Origin of the sequence: Neobacillus piezotolerans (genome assembly GCF_003362805.1) — a bacterium.
GTDB classification, from domain to species: domain Bacteria; phylum Bacillota; class Bacilli; order Bacillales; family Cytobacillaceae; genus Bacillus_D; species Bacillus_D piezotolerans.
Map to the genome: position 1 here is coordinate 70,371 of NZ_QNQT01000010.1, position 21,958 is coordinate 92,328.

A 21,958-nucleotide genomic window follows, 5' to 3' on the forward strand; every position below is an offset into this window, starting at 1 on the left:
TCCTGTATAGCAACTTATTTAAGCAGGCTTAAGATTTTCCTCATTTTCGCGTTTCCTCCAGCAACCGGCCTCCAGTCAAACTGAACGACCCGTCCCCCGAAAGCGGTAATTGAATTTGTAAAACTTTTAAGGCCTACGTTAATCACGGCTGGCTTATTGTTCACGAGTGCTTCCATTTCCTTTGAAACTTCAAGGTTGAATCCTCTTGCCGGCACGGCCGATTCAACGTGGGCTTTCTCCACATCGTTAACCTTTTGGCCTACGATGGCAAGCGCGGTGCGAACAGCCTGGTTATTGCTGTCCTTTAAAATGATTCCTGCTTCGGTGAGAAGTTTCTTTTGCTCCTGGTAGTCTTGTGGATCGTTTTCGGTTCCACAGACAGATGCAACGACATGGATCTTCCTGCCTTGTTCTTTTGCATGGGAAACAGCCTTATTAATCGATGGCAACAATGCGCTGGCCATATCATCATGCGATCCGTAGCCAAGAACCAAATCGAGGAGGATGACTGCGGTGTGTTCATCTGCGGCAGCCTCTTCAATAAACCTGGCGCGTGTTTCAGGGTCGATCATTGGGTGTGGCTTTCCTTGGGTGTACTTATCATCACCAAGGTCTACAACAACATGGCCGTCATGCTTTAAGACATAGCCGTCTTCGTTCTTAATATCCGTTCCAAGTCCAAGCGCGTCGGAAATAAGCACAGCAGCCTCAGAGGCAAGGGTACCGCCAGAGTAAAGGCCTTTGATTGCTGTTTGTCCTGGCTTTAGGTCAATATTGTCCACTTCATAGGAGCCGGCATTATAATCCGGTTTTACTTCGTTTCCTTTCGCAAGGTCTACAGCAATCCGCGCGGTTTCTTCCAATGTATATGCTTGATAGACATTTCCTTCATACTGTGCAGGTTTTTCGCCAAGGAAAATCGCGACTACAGGTTTTGAGACAGCTTGAAGCAGGTCGACAACTTCATTGCGGACTTCTTTTGCGGGCGGCTTGGAAATGACACAAATCACCTCAGTTTGCCTGTGGGCTTCCAGAGAGCGGATTCCGTCCATCATCGTGATTGCCCCAACCGGTTCTTTCAAATCGCGCCCGCCGGTGCCGATTGCATGGCTTACGCCTTCGCCAAGGCGGTCAATGATTGCGGTTACTTCCTGGATTCCTGTACCGGAAGCTCCGACAATTCCAATTCTGCCTTTGTTGATAACATTGGCGAAAGCAATCGGGATGCCATCCAGAATGCCTGTACCACAATCCGGACCCATTACAAGAAGGCCTTTTTCATGGGCTTTTTTCTTAAGCCTTACTTCTTCTTCAAGCGAGACGTTATCACTGAAAATGAAGGGGTGCAAGCCCAGATCAAGCGCTTTATCCGCTTCTTCGGCTGCATAAGTTCCAGGAACCGAAATGAGCGCCACAGTCGCTTCCGGAAGCGCCTTTATGGCCCTGTCCCATGTCCTGACTGTTTCAAATTCATTGCCTTTATTCGTCATTGCCTGGTTTTGCAGATATTGTTCAACCTTTTCAAGAACTTCATCAATCTTCTTTTCATCATCCGTGTCGATTACAATCGCCATATCGTTTGGCTGGGCTGCTTCCAATTCTTCAGAGTGCAATCCCGCCGCTTTAAAAATATCTTTGTTCGCAGGCGTTCCCATCATGATCTGCGCCTTGTTGATGCCTTCAGTAGCTGAAATCGCATTTGTCAACAACATGAGGTTGATTGAATCTTGATAGGAATTCTTTTTAATAATCGTATAAATCACTTTTCTATCACCCCGGTTAATAAATTTTAAGCTTATTGCCCTCGAGGCTGGCCGAAAATAGCAAACCAAATAAAAGGACAAACCCTGACTTCATTTGAAGTATAGTCCTTCCAGGATTGCAATCGAATAAAATTGAAATGGGTTACATTGCAAAAATATTAAATTTTTAGCTTTTTTCCTTAATTTAGTGTAAATCATGCTGCTCCGCGATTTCCGAACCGTTCAGAGGAAAAGGTGCGGCGGCATTCACAAAGGACAAAACGGATAATGCCCGCCAAAAAATGAGGTTCATTCGTGGACTTTTGGGAACAGTTTTTCTTGCGGGAAAAAATATCCAGGTTTTCGAGGCACTTATCCGGGTTTTCACGCCACTTATCCGGGTTTTCGGACAACTTATCCGGGTTTGTAATTATCCTGTCACCTTTCCAACTCCCGGCACCCCGGTTACCTACCCATTCAAGGTGGCAATAGGTGAACAAACTGCAAGTTTTATAAGAGCACACACTTCAAAACAGGGCATCTGTTTTTTAAAACTGGCTGGCTCTTCGGCAACTCGCTTGCAAACCCGTGATGAACGAACCCCCTGTTGGAAAAAAACTCGCTTAATCGCATAAAAGCTTCCTTAACCGGAACAAAATGCGCGAGCGCCTTCGAGACACAAAGATCGTGTGTCTCTGCGATGATAATTCTTAGGAGTTTTCCTTGGTGTCCCTGCGATTCTATTTCTGGACAATGTCCGATATTATAGTTGTCCTTACCACAAAAAAAGGCAGGCTCCGCCTAATATGGGCGGATGCCTGCCATCTGATTAACTCTTTACTTTTTAGGGCCGTTGTCATCCATTTTAAGGACGGCCATGAATGCTTCCTGCGGAACTTCAACAGAGCCGACCTGTTTCATCCGCTTTTTCCCTTCCTTCTGCTTCTCAAGAAGCTTCCTCTTCCGGGAAATGTCCCCGCCATAACATTTGGCGAGAACGTTTTTGCGCATTGCCTTTATCGTTGACCTCGCGACAATTTTTTGTCCAATGGCGGCCTGTATTGGCACTTCGAATTGCTGCCTTGGTATCAGATCTTTCAGCTTTTCAACAATTGTCTTTCCCCGTTCATAGGCAAAATCCCTATGGACGATGAAGCTGAGGGCATCAACCTTTTCCGTGTTCAGCAAAATGTCCATTTTGACAAGCTTCGATGGCTTGTAGCCAATCAACTCATAGTCGAAGGAAGCATAGCCCCTCGTATTCGACTTGAGCTGGTCGAAGAAGTCATAAACAATTTCCGCGAGCGGAATTTCATATACAATGCTGACACGATTTTCATCCAGGTACTGCATATCGATGAAAATACCCCTTTTATGCTGGCAAAGTTCCATAATCGCGCCGACATAATCATTTGGGGCCATCATGGTCGCCTTTACATAAGGCTCTTCAACACGGTCGATTTTCTGTGGATCCGGCATATTTGATGGGTTGTCCACATTCAGCTCGGTGCCATCCGTCATAATGACGTGATAAATTACGCTCGGAGCTGTCGTAATCAGGTCGATTTTAAACTCGCGCTCAATACGCTCCTGAATGATTTCCATATGGAGAAGGCCGAGGAATCCGCAACGGAAACCGAATCCAAGCGCCTGGGACGTTTCCGGCTCGAACTGGAGGGCCGCGTCGTTTAATTGGAGTTTTTCAAGGGCTTCACGCAAATCGTTAAACTTTGCGGAATCGATTGGATACAAACCGCAGTAAACCATCGGATTCAATTTACGGTAGCCTGGGAGCGGTTCGGTAACTCCGCCCTTGGCGTTGGTAATCGTGTCACCAACCCTCGTATCGCCCACATTTTTAATCGAAGCGGTAAGGAAGCCGACATCTCCGACTGTCAATTCCTCACGCGCTTCCGCTTTTGGCGCGAACACACCGACTTCGTTTACTTCGAATTCTTTACCGGTAGCCATCATTTTAACTTTATCGCCGACCTTGACCGTTCCGTCGACCACCCTGATATAAGCGACAACGCCGCGGTATGCATCGTAAAGGGAGTCGAAAATCAACGCTTTTAATGGCGCTTCCGGATCTCCTGATGGGGCTGGGACCTGTTTGACAACCTGTTCCAGGATGTCTTCAATTCCGATGCCTGCTTTGGCTGAAGCAAGGACTGCCTCGGAAGCATCGAGTCCAATTACATCTTCAATTTCATTTCGGACCCGCTCCGGGTCGGCACTCGGCAAATCGATTTTATTGATAACCGGAAGGATTTCCAGGTCATTATCTAGGGCAAGATAGACGTTCGCAAGCGTTTGGGCTTCTATCCCCTGCGCCGCATCCACGACAAGGATAGCGCCTTCGCAGGCGGCAAGGCTCCGTGAAACCTCATACGTGAAGTCCACGTGTCCCGGAGTATCGATTAAATGGAAAATATAGTCTTCCCCGTCTTTTGCCTTATATTTCAACTGGACGGCGTTAAGCTTAATCGTAATGCCGCGCTCACGCTCAAGGTCCATGGAGTCAAGCAGCTGGTCCTTCATTTCGCGCGAAGTCAATGCATTTGTTTTTTCCAAAATCCTGTCGGCAAGCGTCGACTTGCCATGGTCAATATGGGCAATGATCGAAAAGTTCCTGATTCTCGACTGCCTTTTCAAACGATCTTCTCTATTCAATGGGGTTCACTCCTGTTTTACGCACATGTAGACTATTTTTGATTATATCAGCACAAAATTCAACTTTCAATGAAAAGTGCGGGGAGCCCCCGAGAGTTGTGCGCAGGTTTAACCATGCAATGGAAATGGCCGGAAAGAATGACTGACCTTACGGTATATCCGAAAGAAAAACAAAAAGCGCCCGTGGTCTATACCCGGACGCAAAAATGGTGCATCACTGTGAAAAAAACTCCAGTATTCCCCGTACCGCTCCTGACAAAACACTGGTCAGTGCCTTGCCCATTGATGAAAAGAAATTGAAGCTGTCCGTTTCTTTCCCATTTCCTTCATTAAAACGGAGGGTCTTTCCATCCCCGCCCATAATGGCGACTTTCAATTCTCCTGGGCCATCTTTTTCAACTGAAACAGGCTGCCTGAAGGCCGGATCCCCATATCCCTTTATACGGCTGATTCCATCATTTGCCGCCTGCATACCCCCAAGGGTCAGAGCGAACATGAGGGCGGTAAGGCCGAGGGCTTTTACTATATAAAGCTTCATGCCGATCCCTCCTACTATTTTTTATCCGCAGGCTGTTCAATGGGGTTTCCTACACTCTCAGCCTGCCAGAAATAATCGGCGAATACATCGGCAAATGCTTCAGCGGAACGGTTAAGCTCCTCGAATGTATTATCGACTCCGCCAAATTCAACGAGGATGGCGTTGCCCGATAAATCCTGGTTGTATTTTCCGTTTGTTCCCTTTCCTTTTTTTACCCACACACCGGTGCTCAGCCCCTTGTAGTTCTTTTCGAGCTGCTCGTGAAGGTCTTTTGCTAATCGCAAATTCTTTTTGTAGTTTGGATTATCGCCGCCGATAATGAATGCCAGCTTTGCATAGGAAGCACCGTTAATTAGTTTGGTTGTGTCTTTTTTCCGTTTTGAATCCCTGTGTATGTCAATATAATATTGTTCCTTGTTCGCAGCCATCGCTTCTTTGACAATATTCCTTGCTTCCGAATACGATTGCTCATATCCCAATTTCTTGGCAAGCAGGTTTTTATTGATGTCTGTTTTATCAACAGTCGTCCCAATACCCCTTGCTTCAAGGCCTTTCTTCAGCACATTCCCGATTTGTGTGACGTTGATTTTTGAATGGTAGGCGCTGTTTGGGTCTTTTACGCCTTTCAAGTAGGGCAAATAAGACTCCCTGTTATGGGAGAAATAAATGAACACGCCCTCTTTCCATCTGGCTGAAGGCGGACTTTCATTGCTGCCGGAGGAAGGAATTTCACTCAGATTCTGAAGCGCCGCTTCCCGTTCCGCCTTCATTATTTCAATTGGCGGAGCTGATTCAATCGGCATATTCGTATAATTTGTCCCTTCCCCCGCGACGGCAATCCAGCTATCGAATAAATAAAAACCAGGCAGCTCCCTCCCCAGCAGGCTCCTCGGATCGTCAAGCTGGATGTTTGCCGAAATGGATAAAAAAAGATTGGCCAACTTAGGGCTGCCCCCTTCTCCCTCCCGGGCCGTGAAATAATGGTTCTCCCACCCCGGAAACTGGAAAAGCAAATCCGTATTTATTTTTCCAGTTGATTGGCCTAAGTCCATGGGATTCTCTCCGCCAAGGGAGGCAAGGAGCCCGCTCGCGGAAAAACTGCCAAAAAGGAAGAGGGCCAGCAGCGCGATTCCCTTTGCCACGCCTGTCCCTGATATTATTAGCGCATTGTTCGATCTATATTTCATCGTCCCACCATCCCGCCGATTGATTCACCAGCGGTTCCAAACAGTCAATGCTTGGAACCCGATTTCTAGTAAATCATATGACGCCGATAGAGTTGGTAGAACCTGATCCTTACCTCGTATAATAGCCCGCGTTCCCTTCATTCACTTCAGTGTGAAGCGCTGAATTCAATCCAGTCGCTATTAAATTCGCCATGTCCTCAATGAATACATCGACTTCTTTTGGAGTGACCATCAGGTTATGCCCGAGCGGGGCAAGCACCTCGTGGATCAGCTGTCGCTTCTCTTCTTCCTCAAGGGTGCCAACAATGCCAAGGAACGTTTTTCTGTGTTCCTCACCAGGCAGGTCTTCGTTTGTCAGTTTTGTCTTTTTCCCAAATGTCATGCCGGCTGGGACGAGCGATCTTGATGGCTTGTTACCTTCCCTCATTTCCTTGCCAAAATGCTTCAGTACAAAATCGATGGCGTCGCTTGTTATGGAAACCGCATCCACGACCGTCGGAACGCCTATCGCTATGACGGGAATGCCTAGCGTTTCCTTGCTGAGTTCTTTCCGCTTGTTACCAACTCCAGAACCGGGATGGATGCCTGTATCAGAGATTTGGATGGTTGAATTGACTCGTTCAATCGACCTCGAAGCGAGCGCATCGATCGCAATTACAAAGCCCGGTTTTGTCTTTGCGACAACCCCGGAAATAATATCGCTTGTTTCTATTCCAGTTAAGCCCATAACACCTGGAGAAAGCGCGCTGACCGAACGGTAGCCTTCCTTGACATTCTCCGGTTGAAGGTCAAAGAGATGCCTCGTCACCAGAAGATTCTCGCAGACGATCGGACCAAGCGCATCGGGCGTAACATTCCAATTCCCAAGGCCGACAACAAGGCATGAGTCTTCCTTCCCAATTCCGGCGCTCTCAAGAAAACCGGCGAATTCATCTGAAAATAATTTCCCTACCCTTTCCTGAAGCTCGGTATCTTGCTGGCGGATGCCGGCCACTTCAATCGTAAGGTATCTACCAGGCTTTTTTCCGACCTGCTTCTGCCCTTCGGGTGTAATTTCCACAAGGGAAACCTTCATCCCATCGACTTCCTTTTCTTTTATGATGACTCCCTCGATCTCCGATACGTTCCGTTCCTGCCCTATTGTACCCTGACTTCCCGCGATAGCCATTTCCCTTGCTTCCACAGCGAGGTCTGTCCTGAGTCCATATTTGCTAACATCAATTGTTTCACTCATGCACGTATGCCCCCAAGTCTATTTAAATTGCCAATTCATGTTACTTTATATATTTTCCAGCCCTCGGGCAATTCATTCAGGCTGTCAAGGAATTTGGTTTTACACAATTTGCAACTGGAGTATTGCAATATGGGCGGGCGTTTGATAGAATATCTTTTGTTCCTATTTATGTTTATGGAAGTGAAAGTCGAGTTCATAGAAGTGTCTCGGGTCTTTTTTTAGGAGGTGAATGGAATGCCAAACATTAAATCTGCTATCAAGCGTGTGAAAACCAACCAAGCTAACAACGCTCAAAATACAGCTGTTAAGTCTACAATGCGTACTGCTGTTAAAAAAGCTGAAGCTGCGATTACAGTTAACGACAGCACTGCTGCGAAGGAAGTTTTTGCCGATGCTGTGAGCAAGCTGGATAAAGCTGCTTCGAAAGGCCTTATCCATAAAAATGCTGCAGCCCGCAAAAAATCCCGCCTTGCAAAGAAAATCAACTCTCTATAAGAGTGAGAAAGCCTGCTTCCCAGAATGGGAGCAGGCTGTTTTTTTATGTCGAATTCCACAAGGTATGCTTCGGCAGCATAGCATCGCACGAAGGAAAAGTGCCCTTCTAAAGGGCGCTTTCACTTTTATTATTACGATGGTCTCCCTAGCTTCATGAGGAACAATTCAACGAGGAGGGATTTATCGGCTCCACCAGTTTTCATAAGATAATCCGCTTCAGCTAGCTGTCCAATCATCCCCGTGAGTTCTTCATCAGAAAACCTGCCCGCTAGCCCCGCCGCCATCTTGACCCTGTAGGGATGGACTTTAAGCAAGCCTGCTATCTGCTGCTGCCCATATCCTTTCCTTGCCAGTTCCTTTATTTGATAAATCAGCCTGAATTGGCCTGCCAATAGGGCGAGAATTTTGATCGGCTCTTCATTCTGCTTGACCAAATCATAATAAATCCGGAGCGCGTCACCCGTTTTTCGCTGGACAACCTTGTCCGTTAAGCTGAATATATTTTGTTCAAGTGATTTCGGTATGAGCATTTCGGCGGTCTGCGCATCAATCCTGCCGCCGGACCCGGCATACAGTGCAAGCTTGTCCAATTCATTCGACAGCATGAAGAGATTGGTTCCGGCAAGCGAGGCAACGATTTCCACCGCCTCCGGATCCATTGTAAACCCCTTGCGTTTCGCCTGTCCGGCAATCCATTGCTTCACTTCGGGTTCCGAAAGCTTTTTTAGCTCGGCGGCTGCCGCAGCCTTCTTTAATTCCTTTGTAACCTTTTTCCTCTCATCCAGCTTTTCATATGGAGCAAAGAACACAAGAATTGTATACGGCGCCGGCTCTTTTAAGTATGCTTCCAGCCTGGCGAGGTTGTGCGTGATTTTTTCCTTTTGCTTTTCCGCGGTTAAAAAGACTGGGTTTTGGACAAAAACAATCTTTTTTTCACCCAAAAAAGGAAACGTTTCCGCATCTTCAATCGCCGCTTCGATAGGCGATTCCTCCATGTCATATGTTGAAAAGTTAAAGTCCCGTTCATCGCCAAGCACCTGTTCAAGCAAAAGCTGGCCAGTTTCCCTCATTAAAAATGATTCTGTCCCAAACAGCAAATAGACAGGGGAAAATTGCTTCGCCTTTATTTGTTTCCATAATTCCATTACCATTATCGCAACTCTCCCAAACGGAAATACGCCTTTCTTCTCTCTCTATCCTAAAGAAGCCCGTCCAATTTTTCAAGCATTCAAAGGGAATCGGGTGCTCCATGGCCCGATCCCCATTTTATATGAACGCCGGCCTGGCAAGCCCCGGGTCTTGTCTTGCCGGCGGAACGCCTTATTGCTTTTATATTTCGCCATGGCCATGTAACTTATTTGTGTTAAGTACTGACAATAAGCAAGCTGGCAGGCAATGCTGGATTTTTTTAATGGGATGGCTTATACTATTATGGAAAATAGGGAGGGGAAGCTTGTGAACGAATTTGAACAAAACGTCCAGAGCAAACGGAACGATGCGATTGATTCAGGGGTTGGCTTCATTGTTTCATTCGGATTTTTCGCAACCATGTTCATTATCGCGACAGTCATCCATGCCATTGGCTCTTAATGGATGCCTTCCAAGGCCGCCCGCCGCGGCCTTTTTATTATGGCCTTAATCCTTGTTAATTTCTTTCGATGGTCCAGTGTATGGCAAATAGGTAGAAAAGGTTCCAGAATTACCGTTAAAAGTGTAGGTAACCGCCCCATGGAGATCTGTTCTAAACACCCTCGCCCCAATCTCTTCAAAGCGCCCCAAGGTTTCAGCATTCGGATGGCCGAAACGGTTTTTTACTCCCGCAGAAATCAGGACTATTTTGGGCCGGTATGTTTCAAGGAATTGTTCCGAAGATGATGTTTTGCTCCCATGATGGCCCGCTTTAAGGACATCGACCCTCAAACTGGGGGCCATTCCGGTAATTTCATTTTCCCCTTTTTCATCCAAGTCTCCGCCAAAAAACCAGCCCTTTCCCCCAAGTATGGTGTAAATGGATAAGGAACCGCCATTCCGCTCCCCTTCGTAGCCTTCTCTTGGTGAAAGAACATGGAAGCTGTATGGTCCCTCTTGCCAATAATCTCCCCGCTCCGCCTCACGGATGTGAATTCCCTTTTCAGCTGCGAGCCGGATAATTGTTCTTTCCAATTCGGATTTTTCCTGTATTGAGGGAATGATGATTTCCTCAATGTCGATTTCAGCCACGACCGCCAAAGCTCCGCCGATATGGTCCATATCGCCGTGTGTCAGGATAAGCTTATCGATTTTCGTAATCCCTTTTGCTTTCAGAAGCGGGATGACTGTATCTTTTCCAGGATCAAAAGCGTTTTTGCGGCGCTGCCATTCCTTTTTCCAAAAATCAACCGCACCGCCTGTATCAATAAGATAGACCCCCTTATGGCTTGGAAGCTCAATCAAAATACTATCGCCCTGGCCTACATCTATCATCGTGATTTCACCTGCGGAAGGAGATTCCCGCATTATTGTCACATGAAGGAGCAAAATTATCACCGGGATGCAAAGAAAGGCGGCTGCCTTTTTTCCGGGCTGCGCTTTTTCCCAAACAACCAGCGAAAAAACAACAGCGGCGCCATAAAACCAGATTAAAGGCAAGCCCATGCGCCCCGGGTTAAGAAGGATAGGGGTTTTAGCCAGGAAAATCGCGAGGCGTTCTGAAAGGATGACCCCCTCATTCACAAAAAAAGCCGCTGATTCCGACAACCTGCCCAGAAAGCTTAAAGGATACAAACTATACACCGCAGGCACCATAAAGAACGAGTAAAGTGGAATGTAGACTAGGTTTGCCGCAGTACCAATGAGCGGTATACCATAAAAATGGAATAAAAGGATCGGAAGTGCGGCAATTTGGGAAACCATCGTCCCGGAAAGCAGCATGGCCGAACCGCCGCCTTGCATCGACTTGAGCGCCCGGCCCGATAATAGAAGGGCAAAGGTTACTGCATACGATAGCTGAAAGCCAGGATCGAACAGGACAAACGAATCGGCGATTAAATAGACCGCGAATGATAGTGACAGAGCATCGGCCGCGCTGACAGGGAAGGATTTAGGCAGGATATTCGCAAGAAGGAGAATCTCGGCCATCAAGACCGATCTGATTACGGAAGGAGACGCTCCCGCGAGGATTGCATACAGAGGCAGGATGAGGATAAGCAAGCCTGAAATTCGTTCACGCGTCGCGCCCATCCGGAGCCCGGCATATAGGGCAAGCCCCGCAAGAATCGTCACCTGCATGCCGGAGATGGCTAAAAGATGGGTGATTCCCAAATTTCTATACGCGGCGCTTACCTCCGTAGTGAACAACGACTGGTCGCCATAAAGGAGTGCGGCGGCAACCGGAACGGTCTCCTTGGGAAGCTGCCCCGACATTCCTTTTATTCCGCTCTCGCGTATCTTGCCGAGTACCTCAATGATGCCAGCAGCAGCTTTGCCGCAATTTCCCAATGGGGCGTAATCCAATTTCACAATCCAATGAATATGGCGCTTGTTTAAATATTCACCGTAATCGAAGGCGCCCGGGTTTCTCCGCATTGAAGGAAGTTCCAATTGCCCTCTCAGGCGGCAGTTTCTTCCGACGAAACTGGCTCTCTCCAGCGCTTCTTTTTCCAGTTCCGTTTTTATTTTATATGATGCAATCACATGCTCACCAGTCTTGTTCTCGACTGCTTCGGCCATAAAGGAATCGCCGTCGATTTTTGCGCCTGCATTGAAACTCAAGAAAAACTCGCTCTCATTTCCGGAAAGCAGCGTCCTGTTTTCGTGGATGGCATTTGAACCAGATTCGAAAAATACAATAAAAATCCCGATTACAATGATTATATCCAGGAATCCAAACTGTTTCGTTTTAATAAGGAAAAAAAGATAAAGGAGGAATGTCAGAAGGATGGGGGTGGGGGGAGTAAACGCGGCTATCGTCCCAAATAGGGCCGCTGGGGCAAGGAGGACGAACTTCCTTTTCATGGTTACCTCCAACTTTATTCAATTTGTATTCTACGGCGTTGCTTTACCTTCACTTCCAATCCACGCATCCGCCGCGAAACGGAGGATGCGCAAATTGAACTATCGGCTTGTTTACTGGGTAAGCGTGGGTGGGGAGGCTATTTTGCTGAAATCAATGACCGTTTCTTTCAGTTCCACCTTCTCCGTCTTTACATTCGCCCTTTGAAAAAGTTCAACCGCATAAGGATGGTTTTTATAATCCGTCGCGAAATAGACCGTTTTAATACCCGCCTGAATAAGCGCCTTGGAACATTGCAGGCAAGGAAAGTGGGTAACGTAAATTTCAGCTCCATCCGTGGGAACGCCAAATTTGGCGCATTGCAGGAGCGCGTTCATTTCAGCGTGGATGGTCCGTACGCAATGATGGTCAATGACATAGCAGCCATGGTCGGTACAATGCTCCCCGCCGGCTATTGAGCCATTGTAGCCGCCGGCAATGATCCGTTTATCCCGTACGATTGTCGCACCTACCGTTAGCCGGGTACATGTGCTTCTTAGAGCCAGCAAATGGCTTTGCGCCATAAAATACTGGTCCCACGAAATTCTATCCATTTCCTTTTCCCCCTTATGCGATGTTCGCTGTTTGTCCTTACCAGTTTACCTTCCTTTATCGGGTAAGGTCAACGGACAGTAACGGAAGATTCGAGCTTTTCGAACGTCTTTTCCCCGATGCCGCTTATTTCCTTTAATTGGGACGGTTCCTTAAAGGGACCGTTTTTTTCACGGTATTCGATGATGGCCTCTGCTTTTGCTGGACCAATTCCCGGTATTTCCTGAAGTGCCGCCGCGTCGGCTTTATTAATGTTGATTTTTCCATCCTCTGTTGAAGCGGGCGTCAGGATGGCCTGCTCCCCTCCTTTTCCTCTTTCGGGTATATAGATGACCATTTCGTCTTCAAGCCTTTGGGCAAAGTTCACCTGGGCGGCATCCGCTTTTTCCGTCAGGCCGCCGGCACGTTCAATCATATCTATGACCCTCTCGTCATTCTCCGCTCGGTAAACCCCCGGTTTTTTCACTTCCCCCTTTACATCGACGAGAATCTGTTCGACTTTCTCCAATGCGACAGCGGCCGGAGATTCCGTCCGTTCCTCCACGACCGGAAAATGTTCCGGGTGCCCCTCCGCCTCCGGGACAGTCCCACGGAGGAAGCTATAATAAAAAAAGATTGCGCATGCGGCAACAGCCGCGGCTAAATAGAGTTTATTCCTAATTAGCCACTCTTTCATTCGAAAACTCTCCTTATGGTATATTTTGCTTGTACAATTCATAAAGTGTAATGGAATTCGTTTGGCCAGGAGGGAATTAATGATGAATATCGGCATTATCGGGACAGGTAATATGGGGCGAATTCTTACAGAAGCCTTTCTTGACAGCAGGGCAATAAAAGCTGAGTCCCTAATGGTCGCCAACAGGACGATGGCGAAAGCATTGGAATTGAAGAAGGTATATCCGGGCATACAGGTTGCCGAAAAGGCCGAAGAAGTTGCCCGTCATTCGGATATGGTCTTTATTTGTGTGAAGCCATTGGAAATCCATTCGCTTCTTGGTAAAATCACCACCCTTCTTACAAAGGAAAAATGCCTTGTTTCCATAACAAGCCCAATTAGTACAGCCCAAATAGAAACCTTGGTGGAGTGCTCCGTGATCAGGGCGATCCCGAGCATTACCAACAGGGCGTTGGCCGGCGCATGTTTAATGACCTATGGGGAAAAATGCGACCCGGAGTGGAAAAAAAGAGTTTTTGATTTACTTTCCAACATTTCGTCGCCAATTGAAATCGAGCAGCAATTTGTTCGTGTCGCTTCCGATATTGTCAGCTGCGGTCCGGCATTTTTCAGCTTCCTTTTGCAGGGATTCATCGAAGCGGCAATCAAAAAAACAGCGATAAACCCGGATACCGCGACGGAACTGGCCAGCGCCATGATAATCGGAATGGGAGAGCTGCTGAGAAAAGGCCATTACACATTGCCGGCTCTTCAGGAAAAGGTTTGTGTGAAAGGCGGTATTACAGGAGAGGGAATAAAGGTTCTTGAAAGTGGGCTTGGAGATTTATTCCATGATCTTCTTGATGCCACCCATGGGAAATTTAAAGAGGATTTAGAAAAAGCGGGAGAACAGTATGCTCCTAACTAATTCACCATCGGGAAAGGTATTTCCTGCTTTTTTTTCAAAAAAAAATGGCCAATTCCCTTTAAAAAGGATTGGCCATTTTTATGGTTATTTTTTTGCGATAAAGAAAATTCGTTCGGAATCCGGTTTTGGTTCGGAATTTGTAAAATCAGCCGTGATGGAAACAGCTTTGAAGCCAACCTCCATGAGCCAGTCCCGATACGTTTCCGGCGGATAGGTCCGCTGATAGTGCATTTCGTCGAAGCGGTCATATCGTCCGTCTGATTCATCAAGGACGAAGAAGCTGATTTCATGCTCGACGCTCAGTGGTTCTTCACCGCTGAAGCTATCCCATATATAGGATACGGAATCGCCATTAAGGGAAAAGGAATGGTTCACAAAACCCCTTTCGATCTTTTGGGGCGAGTGAACATCAAAAACCAGCAGCCCCCCTGGCGCCAGGTGGCTTAAGGCATGGCTGAATGTGCTTTTGACTTCATCCTCTTTCCTTAAATAATTGAGGGAATCGCAGAAAATCCCAATAACCCCATAGCTATCGGGCAATTCGAGCTGGGCCATGTCCTGTTCATAAAACGGGATGGATAAACCGGCTTCCTCCGATTTCGCCCGGGCGACGGAGAGCATATCCGCCGAAAGGTCCACCCCGGTAACGGAAAAGCCGTTCCTCGCGAAGCGGAGCGACAGTTCACCAGTTCCGCAGCCCAAATCCAGAAGGGACTTCTCTCCGCAAGGACCGTATTTTTCCCAGGCGTCAAGCACCAGCCGCACCCAACCATCATACGGCGCTTCTTCCATCAAGCCGTCGTACAGGTAGGCAAAATGTCCGTAACTCATTGATTCAGGACACTCGAAAGGTTTTCGAGAGGAGCATCTCCCCAAAGACGTTCAAGATTGTAATACGTCCGCTCATCGCGGTGGAAAACATGGGCGACAACATCGCCAATATCGATTAACACCCACTTCGCTTCATCCAATCCTTCGATCCTGCGCACGCTATAGCCATTCTCCTCAGCCTTTTCCTTGATTTCCCTGGCGATAGCCTGCACTTGTTTATCGGAATTTCCGTGGCAAATGATAAAGTGGTCGGCGATCAGCGAGATCCCTTTCATATTCAGGGCCAGGATATCCTCAGCCCTTTTGTCATCGGCGGCCTTTACCGCTACTTGTAATAATTCTGTTTTGCTCATTCATCAATCCTCCTGTTTTTGACGAGGTCATTATACGTTAAAAAAGTGTCCGGATACACCGGCTGGTTTTTTTTCATTAAAAATCCAATTGTGTTACGGACAGACTGGATCAGCGCCAGGTCAAGGTTTTTCCCTGCAAGTTCACGTGTTTCCTCTACGCCTGGGAAATTTCTGCCCGGCTCGATATAATCGGCAAGGTAGACAATTTTCTCCAAAAGCGACATCCCCGGCCGGCCGGATGTATGGTAGCGGATGGCATTCAATATTTCCGAATCGGTAATCCCCGCCTCTTTTTCAGCCAGGAAAGCCCCGGCTGGAGCGTGCCAAAGCTCCGGACTGTACTCAAGCAGGTCCTTTGGATAACCGTTTTCCTGAATGATTTTTTTCATTTCATCTTTCGGTCGGAACTTTGCATAATCATGAAAAATCGCGGCCAGCTCCGCCTTTTTTGGATCGGCGCCATACTTCCACGCGAGGCCGATTGTTGTTTCAACCACCCCAAGAGTATGGATATAGCGGTGTTCCGTTAGTTGCCCTTTGACGATTTGCAGTGCTTCTTCACGTTCCATATAATTTATTCTCCCAAATATAACTGATGACGGAATCCGGCAAAAGGTATTGGATTGTTTTGCCTTCATGGAGCCGGTCCCTGATCATGCTTGACGACAAATCAATGGCGGGTACTTCCACTGTTTCAACAGGATATGGCGTTTCCAATGAATAACCCGGGCGCTGGACCCCGACAAAGGCAACCAGCTTTAAAAGCTCGCCGATTTTATGCCATTTAGGCAAATATTCAACCATGTCTGCCCCTATTATAAAATAAAATCGGTGCCCAGGGTATCTCTCTGCAAGGATCCGCATCGTATCATACGTGTAGGATGGCCCCGGCCTTTCCAGTTCCGCCTTTTCCACCTTAAACAATTTATTCCCTGTTATCGCCGCTTCAAGCATGCCAAGCCGGTGTTCATCCGGCGCACCGGCCGCTTTTCTTTTATGGGGAGGTTCCTGGTTCGGCATAAACCATATTTCATCAAGGCCGAGGGAATGGCAAACCTCATTGGCAATGATTAAATGGCCCTGATGCGGCGGGTTGAATGTTCCCCCAAGAATGCCTACTTTTTTCATGAAGCCTCCTCCTTATTATGCCCTATGGGAGCTGGATTTGTTTATTCTCCATCGATTCTTTATAAAGGACAATTGTATTCCCGATTACCTGGACAAGTTCCGCGCCCGTCCCATTAGCCAATTCCTCGGCGACCGTGTCCCTATCTTCGTCACAATTTTGCAGAACGCTAACCTTCATTAATTCCCTCGCTTCAAGGGCATCGGTGATCTGCTTGACCATATTGCTATTCACTCCGCCTTTTCCCACTTGAAAAATAGGGGTAAGATGGTGGGCTTTGGAACGGAGGAACCTTTTTTGTTTTCCTGTTAACATATTGCACCTCCCAGTTGTTTCAGTACGGTTTCACGCATCCTGTCCGCATCCGGCTTGATTCCCGTCCACAATTCGAAAGCGAGGGCGCCTTGATGGACGAACATCCCCAGGCCGTTCAGTGTCTTCGCCCCCCGCTTCCGGGCTTGTTTCAGGAATTCGGTTTCGGCAGGATTGTAAATAATATCGGCGGCATGCACCTTCTTGTTCAGGTTATGAAGCCCAATCGGGCTTTCACCTGTTTCCGGATGCATCCCGACGGAAGTTGTCTGGATGACGATATCATACTCATTGATTCTTTCGGCCGCTTCTTCTGCGGAGAGCGCCCTGGACGGAACGGATAATTGGGATTCCCCTACGAGTGATTCCGCTTTCGATAGGCTTCGATTGCAAATATCAAGCACCAAAGGCCCGGTTTTTTCAAGGGTAAAATAAATTGCCCTTGCCGCGCCGCCCGCGCCTATAACGAGCATGGCCGGATTATCCAGCTGCGGAAAGCCTTCCTCAAGGCTTTTAAGGAATCCGGGGCCGTCCGTATTATAACCGGCGAGGAGGCCATCCCGGTTGACGACTGTGTTGACCGCGCCTATTTCTTTTGCAAGCGGATCGATCCAATCCAAAAGGGGGATAATTTCCGTTTTATACGGAATGGTCACATTAAAGCCCGCCGCCCCAATCGCCTTTAAACCCGTGACTGCTTCAGCCAGCCTTCCCTTTTCCACAAGGAAGGGGTGATAATGGGCATCGATTCCGTACAGGCTGAACAAATCATTGTGCATATGGGGCGAAAGGGAGTGGCCAATCGGATTCCCGATGACGCCAAAAAGCTTTTTCAACACGATTCCCCCTCCGTACCTAAATAAGCGACTTGCGAAGCATCGTCTGGACGCCCCGCGGAACATACGCGGTTACTTTCGCCCCTGGTTCATTGACTGTCACCCAGCCAAGCCCGGAAAAGACGATATCCGTCTTTGGTTCGCGGATTGTATATTCCTGTTTAACGAGTTCGGGAAAAGTATCGAGTTCATCGGTGTTCGGAGGGGTTAGCATTTCCCCCACATGCCGCGCATAAAGGTCATCTGCATTTTCCGTTTTGGTCCGGTGGATGCCAAGGTCGTTGGAAAAATGGCAGACTAGCGCCCTTCTTCCCCCAGCCGTGTAATCAAGCCGCCCAAGGCCGCCGAAAAACAATGTCTGGCCCTCGTTCAGCTGATATATCTTAGGTTTGATTTCTTTTTTCGGTGTAATCACTTTTAGGTCCTGTTTGCCGACATAGTGCGCCATTTGGTGATGATTGATGATTCCCGGTGTATCGATCAGCGATTTACCGTCATCAAGTGGAATTTTAATGATATCAAGGGTTGTGCCGGGAAAGTGAGATGTCGTAATCACATCCTGGCCGCCGGCGACTTCGCGGATGATCCTGTTGATGAACGTGGATTTGCCGACATTCGTACAGCCGACAACGTACACATCCCTCCCCTGCCGGTAGGAATCGATCGCCTCCGCAGCTTCCCTTATATTCTGCCCTTTGGCCGCTGAAATAAGGAACACGTCTTCTGCCTGGAGGCCGAGTTCCTTCGATTCTTGCTTCATCCAATTAATGAGCTTATTGTGCTTTACTGATTTTGGAAGCAGGTCCACTTTGTTTCCAACCAGCAGGATTTTATTGTTGCCAGCGAATCGGTGCATGCCGGGAATCCAGCTGCCATTGAAATCGAAAATATCGACGATTTTCACAATCAACGCGTCCGTTTTTCCAATCTGATTCAAAATCTTAAGAAAGTCATCATCGGTCAAGCTAACATCCTGGACCTCATTGTAATGCTTGAGGCGGAAGCAGCGCTGACAAATAATCTGCTCCTTTCCAAGTGAGGAAGCGGGGGCATAGCCAAGCTCACCCGGGAGCTCCGTCTGGATGGCTATTCCGCATCCAATGCAAATTTCACGTTCCGTATCCACATTTAATCCTCCCAATCAATCATTCCTTTTTTCCGGAAAAAATTCAGGATCCTGCGCTCTATTTTACGATTGAACCGAGTAAAAAATCCATCGGTCGACGCGACCGGAACAACAAGAATCGTCTGGAAACCTCCCCGGTTCCCCCCGAAAACATCCGTCAGCAGCTGGTCGCCGATTACCACTGTTTCTTCCCGTTTCAGACCCATCCGAGTGACCGCTTTTCGGAATGCTCGGGTCATCGGTTTACGCGCCTGGAAGATGAAGGGTATCCCCAGCGGATCGGAAAAAGATCTTACCCGCTGCTCATTATTGTTTGAAACGATCGTAACAAGAATATCATTCTTCCGCATTTCATCGAACCACTCAATCAGCTTTGGCGTGGCTTGCGGCCTGTCCCATTCGACAAGGGTATTGTCAAGGTCGGTAATGATCCCTTTGATGCCCTTTTTCTTCAACTGTTCAGGAGTAATTTCAAATACGTTCTTTACATGCTCTGTGGGCAGGAAAAGGTTTAACATCGTAACACCCCGTTTTTATTTCATAAGGTTGGCAATGTTATCATCATAACCAATTTTGCCATAGGTTTCAAAAACATTTTTCCCAATCTTGCTCTTTTGCCTCATTTACCGAAAAAGCTTGGTTTCGCGACCGTTCGATGTCGATATAAAAAAATTGCCGAAAACAGACCAGGATTTCATCCTTGTTCCTGGCTTTTCGTGTAAGGAAATGTCAAAAAAAGAAAATAGCCAGAAAAACTTTTCGACAAATTCAGCGCATACCTAACATGTGGATAACTTTATCAACATTATACCGCTTGCTCTTATAACTTTTTTCCCAATTATAAACAACTTAATCACAGGTTATCCACCGGTGGCTGTGGATAATAAGAACGATTGTTCTGTCCGAATTTTTTTGTTAGATTAAGGTTAACAACAATGAACATACCAATATATGAAGCCAGCGTGTTTTTTAGATATACATTTTAACAGGGGGTGAATTCATGCGCAAATTGTCGGATGATTTGTTGATCGAGTCCTATTTTAAGGCAAGAGAACTGAACCTAAGCCCTGATTTTATTCGTCTTATCGAAAAGGAAATACAAAGACGCTCTTTATCCCATAGAGTCAGGGTATCATCCTGATATGGCCCAGTACGGGCTTTTTTTAATGTCTAGGAAATTATAAAATGGAACCTTGTGGAGTAACTCGAAACAAGTTATTGTAATCCAGCTCCACAAGAAAAGCTGCGGCAGCATAGCATCGCACGAAGGAAAAGTGTTTTTCTTTTCCGAGGAGCGCCTAGCCCCTCGAGGTTATAAGCCAGTTCCCTCCGGAGGGCAGGCCCGTCCTCGGAAATGCTCGCATTTCCTTCGTGCGTGGGCGTATTCAGGGATGCCATTCAGTGTCCTGCGGGCCCCGTCTTATGCTGGTCGGGGCTGACCACTAAGGAAAGCTCCTAAGAATAATCATCGCAGGGACAGGCGGCCTTTGCCTGTCACGAAGGCGCTTGCGCATTTTGTTCTTATATGGAAAAACGGCGCCGCTGATGGCGCCGTTTNCGTATTCAGGGATGCCATTCAGTGTCCTGCGGGCCCCGTCTTATGCTGGTCGGGGCTGACCACTAAGGAAAGCTCCTAAGAATAATCATCGCAGGGACAGGCGGCCTTTGCCTGTCACGAAGGCGCTTGCGCATTTTGTTCTTATATGGAAAAACGGCGCCGCTGATGGCGCCGTTTTCTTATGAACCAGTCCTAAGCGACCCGACTTTCTCCCCCATCCTGATATCAAAGGGGGGCACAAGCGATTGATCCGGAGTAAAGCAGCCTTTTTCAAACAGAAGGACTATTGTAGACCCAAAGCTGAAATAAGCCATTTCACCCCCTTTTTTCAGTTCGGTCCCTGAATGTGTCGTTTCAATGGAATTGACAAACATCGCACCAACCTTGACTACGGCAACCATGCCGGAGGCTGTTTCGATTTCCGAAATCATCCGATAATTTTTTGACAAGGTATCCACGCCATATTTCAGGCCCCACTTATTTACGGGATATGACTTAGCCCCAAGCGCCCACTGCCTTTTCACTTGCCCATCGACCGGGCTATGGATGCGATGGTAGTGGCTTGGGCTTAAATAAAAAATCATGTAGATCCCATCCATGTATTTTTCAGCCGTCGCCATGTCCCCAAGCATGTCGGCAACGGAATAAATTTTCCCTTTTACCTCCATCTCACTATTCGGTTTGATGGTGCCGATGTCTTCTATGACGGCATCGACCGGGCTGACAACGGAAAACTCTCCCTGGTCAACCGGACGGGATCCGGGCTTTAGTTTTCTGATGAATAAGTCGTGCAAGGTTGGGAATTCAGCAAGAGGCTTTTCCATTTCTTCGGTATTAAGCTTGTAGGCCTTGGCAAACCGTGAGACGACCTTCCTGCTTCTCGGAGACCTTGCGAATTTCCTAAGAAATTCCGATGTCCATTTGCCATTTGTCAATTCGATGAATAGCCGGTAGATGGGCTGAAACAATGTACTTACCTCCAATTAGTGTAAATATACTCTTTACGAACCGTCATAAAAGCCTTAAAATGAAAGTAAGATAGGTTAATGATTGAAACCAGCTGACGGATGAGTGTGCATTTTAGGAACTTTGGCCTCTGCCTTTGTTTCTTTCATATACCGGATGTTTCCCTGAAGGGATCCGGATAGACAAAAAGGAGTGAGGAAATGTTTTTATTGGAAGTAGTAGACCAGACAGTCAAAAAACTTAAAACACAAACAGCCAATGTCCTGACGATGATGAATTTGTCGCTGGGTGGTTTTGCAATTATATTTACTATGCACGGAAATTTACGACTAAGCCTTTTGCTCATTTTCATTGCCGCGCTCGCGGACAGGTTCGATGGCATGGTTGCCAGGAAATTCAATATTGAATCCGATTTGGGAAAACAATTGGATTCCATGAGTGATATTATATCATTTGGCGTTGCTCCCGCACTATTAATTTATCAGGGGATTTTATCGGAATTTGGCGGCCCGGGATCGTTTTTCACCATTTTCTTCATCGCCTGCGGCGCTTTCCGCCTCGCGCGGTTTAATATTACGGAGAGCAACGGTTATTTCACAGGGCTCCCAATCACTGCGGCCGGATGCCTTGTTACACTTAGTTTCCTTGCCATCCCTTATGCTCCGCCCCAAATATTCCTGTTCATCGTAATGATACTATCGTTCTTGATGGTAAGCCCATTCAAACTAAGGAAAGTTTAATAAACGAAAAAACCCCCCGGCAGCCTCATCTTGATATTGTCCCCTTTAAGTAGACATTCAAAAAAACCTTCATATA

The 21,958-nt window shown here is 47.3% G+C and carries 22 protein-coding genes and 1 pseudogene; 5 read left to right on the forward strand and 18 right to left on the reverse strand.

From position 1 onward, the window contains the following. Nucleotides 1–14 precede the first annotated feature (14 nt). The 5 genes from fdrA to gpr all read right to left on the reverse strand — a co-directional run bounded on the left by fdrA (nt 15) and on the right by gpr (nt 7,374). Nucleotides 15–1,763, reverse strand: a complete 1,749-nt coding sequence (gene fdrA / locus DRW41_RS18455) for an acyl-CoA synthetase FdrA (protein WP_115453503.1) — start codon at nt 1,761–1,763, stop codon at nt 15–17. A gap of 816 nt (nt 1,764–2,579) precedes the next feature. Further along, the gene (lepA, locus tag DRW41_RS18465; RefSeq protein WP_115453505.1) at nt 2,580–4,415 is read right to left on the reverse strand and encodes a translation elongation factor 4; all 1,836 of its coding nucleotides are present in this window, start codon (nt 4,413–4,415) and stop codon (nt 2,580–2,582) included. 214 nt (nt 4,416–4,629) lie between these two features. After that, nucleotides 4,630–4,953: a DUF3679 domain-containing protein gene (locus DRW41_RS18470; protein WP_115453506.1), complete on the reverse strand. Its 324-nt coding sequence runs from the start codon at nt 4,951–4,953 to the stop codon at nt 4,630–4,632. Nucleotides 4,954–4,967: 14 nt separating this feature from the next. After that, entirely contained in the window at nt 4,968–6,140 is a 1,173-nt protein-coding gene (gene spoIIP, locus DRW41_RS18475) for a stage II sporulation protein P (RefSeq protein WP_115453507.1), read from the reverse strand. A 109-nt stretch (nt 6,141–6,249) separates the two neighbouring features. Next, nucleotides 6,250–7,374, reverse strand: coding sequence for a GPR endopeptidase (gene gpr / locus DRW41_RS18480; protein ID WP_115453508.1), 1,125 nt, complete (start codon nt 7,372–7,374; stop codon nt 6,250–6,252). A gap of 234 nt (nt 7,375–7,608) precedes the next feature. Here gpr and rpsT point away from each other — a divergent pair, with 234 nt between their 5' ends. Continuing rightward, nucleotides 7,609–7,869 (forward strand): 30S ribosomal protein S20, encoded by a 261-nt coding sequence (gene rpsT, locus DRW41_RS18485; RefSeq protein WP_115453509.1) that lies wholly within the window; start codon nt 7,609–7,611, stop codon nt 7,867–7,869. A 131-nt stretch (nt 7,870–8,000) separates the two neighbouring features. Here rpsT and holA read toward each other — a convergent pair whose 3' ends face one another. Beyond that, complete coding sequence (holA, locus tag DRW41_RS18490; protein ID WP_115453510.1) at nt 8,001–9,020, reverse strand: DNA polymerase III subunit delta; 1,020 nt, start codon at nt 9,018–9,020, stop codon at nt 8,001–8,003. Between the two features lie 304 nt (nt 9,021–9,324). Here holA and DRW41_RS18495 point away from each other — a divergent pair, with 304 nt between their 5' ends. Then, a complete protein-coding gene (locus DRW41_RS18495) occupies nt 9,325–9,459 on the forward strand; it encodes a YqzM family protein (protein ID WP_082686880.1) in 135 nt (44 codons plus the stop codon). A 45-nt stretch (nt 9,460–9,504) separates the two neighbouring features. On the opposite strand, the gene DRW41_RS18500 is transcribed toward DRW41_RS18495, so the two are convergent. The 3 genes and pseudogenes from DRW41_RS18500 to DRW41_RS18510 all read right to left on the reverse strand — a co-directional run bounded on the left by DRW41_RS18500 (nt 9,505) and on the right by DRW41_RS18510 (nt 13,127). Then, nucleotides 9,505–11,862: a DNA internalization-related competence protein ComEC/Rec2 gene (locus tag DRW41_RS18500; RefSeq protein ID WP_115453511.1), complete on the reverse strand. Its 2,358-nt coding sequence runs from the start codon at nt 11,860–11,862 to the stop codon at nt 9,505–9,507. Between the two features lie 150 nt (nt 11,863–12,012). Continuing rightward, nucleotides 12,013–12,453, reverse strand: a pseudogene (locus tag DRW41_RS18505) (ComE operon protein 2); the annotation flags it as partial. 68 nt (nt 12,454–12,521) lie between these two features. After that, complete coding sequence (locus DRW41_RS18510) at nt 12,522–13,127, reverse strand: helix-hairpin-helix domain-containing protein (protein WP_115453513.1); 606 nt, start codon at nt 13,125–13,127, stop codon at nt 12,522–12,524. 82 nt (nt 13,128–13,209) lie between these two features. Here DRW41_RS18510 and comER point away from each other — a divergent pair, with 82 nt between their 5' ends. Next, the gene (comER, locus tag DRW41_RS18515; RefSeq protein WP_115453529.1) at nt 13,210–14,034 is read left to right on the forward strand and encodes a late competence protein ComER; all 825 of its coding nucleotides are present in this window, start codon (nt 13,210–13,212) and stop codon (nt 14,032–14,034) included. Between the two features lie 84 nt (nt 14,035–14,118). Here comER and DRW41_RS18520 read toward each other — a convergent pair whose 3' ends face one another. The 8 genes from DRW41_RS18520 to DRW41_RS18555 are packed head-to-tail and all read right to left on the reverse strand — an operon-like array spanning nt 14,119 to nt 19,136. Beyond that, the gene (locus tag DRW41_RS18520) at nt 14,119–14,865 is read right to left on the reverse strand and encodes a class I SAM-dependent DNA methyltransferase (protein WP_115453514.1); all 747 of its coding nucleotides are present in this window, start codon (nt 14,863–14,865) and stop codon (nt 14,119–14,121) included. Then, nucleotides 14,862–15,218 (reverse strand): ribosome silencing factor, encoded by a 357-nt coding sequence (gene rsfS, locus DRW41_RS18525; RefSeq protein ID WP_115453515.1) that lies wholly within the window; start codon nt 15,216–15,218, stop codon nt 14,862–14,864. Before rsfS ends, DRW41_RS18520 begins: the two co-directional genes overlap by 4 nt. After that, nucleotides 15,215–15,787, reverse strand: coding sequence for a bis(5'-nucleosyl)-tetraphosphatase (symmetrical) YqeK (gene yqeK / locus DRW41_RS18530; protein ID WP_115453516.1), 573 nt, complete (start codon nt 15,785–15,787; stop codon nt 15,215–15,217). Before yqeK ends, rsfS begins: the two co-directional genes overlap by 4 nt. Beyond that, nucleotides 15,777–16,346 carry a nicotinate-nucleotide adenylyltransferase gene (locus DRW41_RS18535; protein ID WP_115453517.1) on the reverse strand — a complete coding sequence of 190 codons (570 nt, stop codon included), beginning with the start codon at nt 16,344–16,346 and terminating at the stop codon, nt 15,777–15,779. Before DRW41_RS18535 ends, yqeK begins: the two co-directional genes overlap by 11 nt. A gap of 22 nt (nt 16,347–16,368) precedes the next feature. After that, on the reverse strand, nt 16,369–16,659 hold the full coding sequence (gene yhbY / locus DRW41_RS18540; RefSeq protein ID WP_115453518.1) for a ribosome assembly RNA-binding protein YhbY: 291 nt from the start codon (nt 16,657–16,659) through the stop codon (nt 16,369–16,371). After that, nucleotides 16,653–17,492 carry a shikimate dehydrogenase gene (gene aroE / locus DRW41_RS18545; RefSeq protein WP_115453519.1) on the reverse strand — a complete coding sequence of 280 codons (840 nt, stop codon included), beginning with the start codon at nt 17,490–17,492 and terminating at the stop codon, nt 16,653–16,655. The genes yhbY and aroE overlap by 7 nt, the downstream gene beginning before the upstream one ends. A 19-nt stretch (nt 17,493–17,511) precedes the next feature. Beyond that, entirely contained in the window at nt 17,512–18,618 is a 1,107-nt protein-coding gene (gene yqeH, locus DRW41_RS18550) for a ribosome biogenesis GTPase YqeH (RefSeq protein WP_115453520.1), read from the reverse strand. 2 nt (nt 18,619–18,620) lie between these two features. Further along, on the reverse strand, nt 18,621–19,136 hold the full coding sequence (locus DRW41_RS18555; RefSeq protein WP_115453521.1) for a YqeG family HAD IIIA-type phosphatase: 516 nt from the start codon (nt 19,134–19,136) through the stop codon (nt 18,621–18,623). A 482-nt stretch (nt 19,137–19,618) separates the two neighbouring features. Here DRW41_RS18555 and DRW41_RS18560 point away from each other — a divergent pair, with 482 nt between their 5' ends. After that, the gene (locus DRW41_RS18560) at nt 19,619–19,759 is read left to right on the forward strand and encodes a sporulation histidine kinase inhibitor Sda (protein ID WP_115453522.1); all 141 of its coding nucleotides are present in this window, start codon (nt 19,619–19,621) and stop codon (nt 19,757–19,759) included. A 596-nt stretch (nt 19,760–20,355) separates the two neighbouring features. Here the strand turns inward: DRW41_RS18560 and DRW41_RS18565 are convergent. Then, on the reverse strand, nt 20,356–21,144 hold the full coding sequence (locus DRW41_RS18565; RefSeq protein ID WP_115453523.1) for a phosphatidylserine decarboxylase: 789 nt from the start codon (nt 21,142–21,144) through the stop codon (nt 20,356–20,358). Nucleotides 21,145–21,342: 198 nt separating this feature from the next. Between DRW41_RS18565 and pssA the strand changes: the two genes are divergently transcribed. Next, entirely contained in the window at nt 21,343–21,882 is a 540-nt protein-coding gene (pssA, locus tag DRW41_RS18570; protein WP_115453524.1) for a CDP-diacylglycerol--serine O-phosphatidyltransferase, read from the forward strand. Nucleotides 21,883–21,958 lie beyond the last annotated feature (76 nt).

Bases quoted from the DNA above. Each gene is read 5' to 3' on its own strand.
- DRW41_RS18470 (WP_115453506.1), bottom strand. From the start codon at position 4,953: ATGAAGCTTTATATAGTAAAAGCCCTCGGCCTTACCGCCCTCATGTTC.
- spoIIP (WP_115453507.1), bottom strand. From the start codon at position 6,140: ATGAAATATAGATCGAACAATGCGCTAATAATATCAGGGACAGGCGTG.
- gpr (WP_115453508.1), bottom strand. From the start codon at position 7,374: ATGAGTGAAACAATTGATGTTAGCAAATATGGACTCAGGACAGACCTC.
- rpsT (WP_115453509.1), top strand. From the start codon at position 7,609: ATGCCAAACATTAAATCTGCTATCAAGCGTGTGAAAACCAACCAAGCT.
- holA (WP_115453510.1), bottom strand. From the start codon at position 9,020: ATGGTAATGGAATTATGGAAACAAATAAAGGCGAAGCAATTTTCCCCT.
- DRW41_RS18500 (WP_115453511.1), bottom strand. From the start codon at position 11,862: ATGAAAAGGAAGTTCGTCCTCCTTGCCCCAGCGGCCCTATTTGGGACG.
- DRW41_RS18510 (WP_115453513.1), bottom strand. From the start codon at position 13,127: ATGAAAGAGTGGCTAATTAGGAATAAACTCTATTTAGCCGCGGCTGTT.
- comER (WP_115453529.1), top strand. From the start codon at position 13,210: ATGAATATCGGCATTATCGGGACAGGTAATATGGGGCGAATTCTTACA.
- DRW41_RS18520 (WP_115453514.1), bottom strand. From the start codon at position 14,865: ATGAGTTACGGACATTTTGCCTACCTGTACGACGGCTTGATGGAAGAA.
- rsfS (WP_115453515.1), bottom strand. From the start codon at position 15,218: ATGAGCAAAACAGAATTATTACAAGTAGCGGTAAAGGCCGCCGATGAC.
- yqeK (WP_115453516.1), bottom strand. From the start codon at position 15,787: ATGGAACGTGAAGAAGCACTGCAAATCGTCAAAGGGCAACTAACGGAA.
- DRW41_RS18535 (WP_115453517.1), bottom strand. From the start codon at position 16,346: ATGAAAAAAGTAGGCATTCTTGGGGGAACATTCAACCCGCCGCATCAG.
- yhbY (WP_115453518.1), bottom strand. From the start codon at position 16,659: ATGTTAACAGGAAAACAAAAAAGGTTCCTCCGTTCCAAAGCCCACCAT.
- DRW41_RS18555 (WP_115453521.1), bottom strand. From the start codon at position 19,136: ATGTTAAACCTTTTCCTGCCCACAGAGCATGTAAAGAACGTATTTGAA.
- DRW41_RS18560 (WP_115453522.1), top strand. From the start codon at position 19,619: ATGCGCAAATTGTCGGATGATTTGTTGATCGAGTCCTATTTTAAGGCA.
- pssA (WP_115453524.1), top strand. From the start codon at position 21,343: ATGTTTTTATTGGAAGTAGTAGACCAGACAGTCAAAAAACTTAAAACA.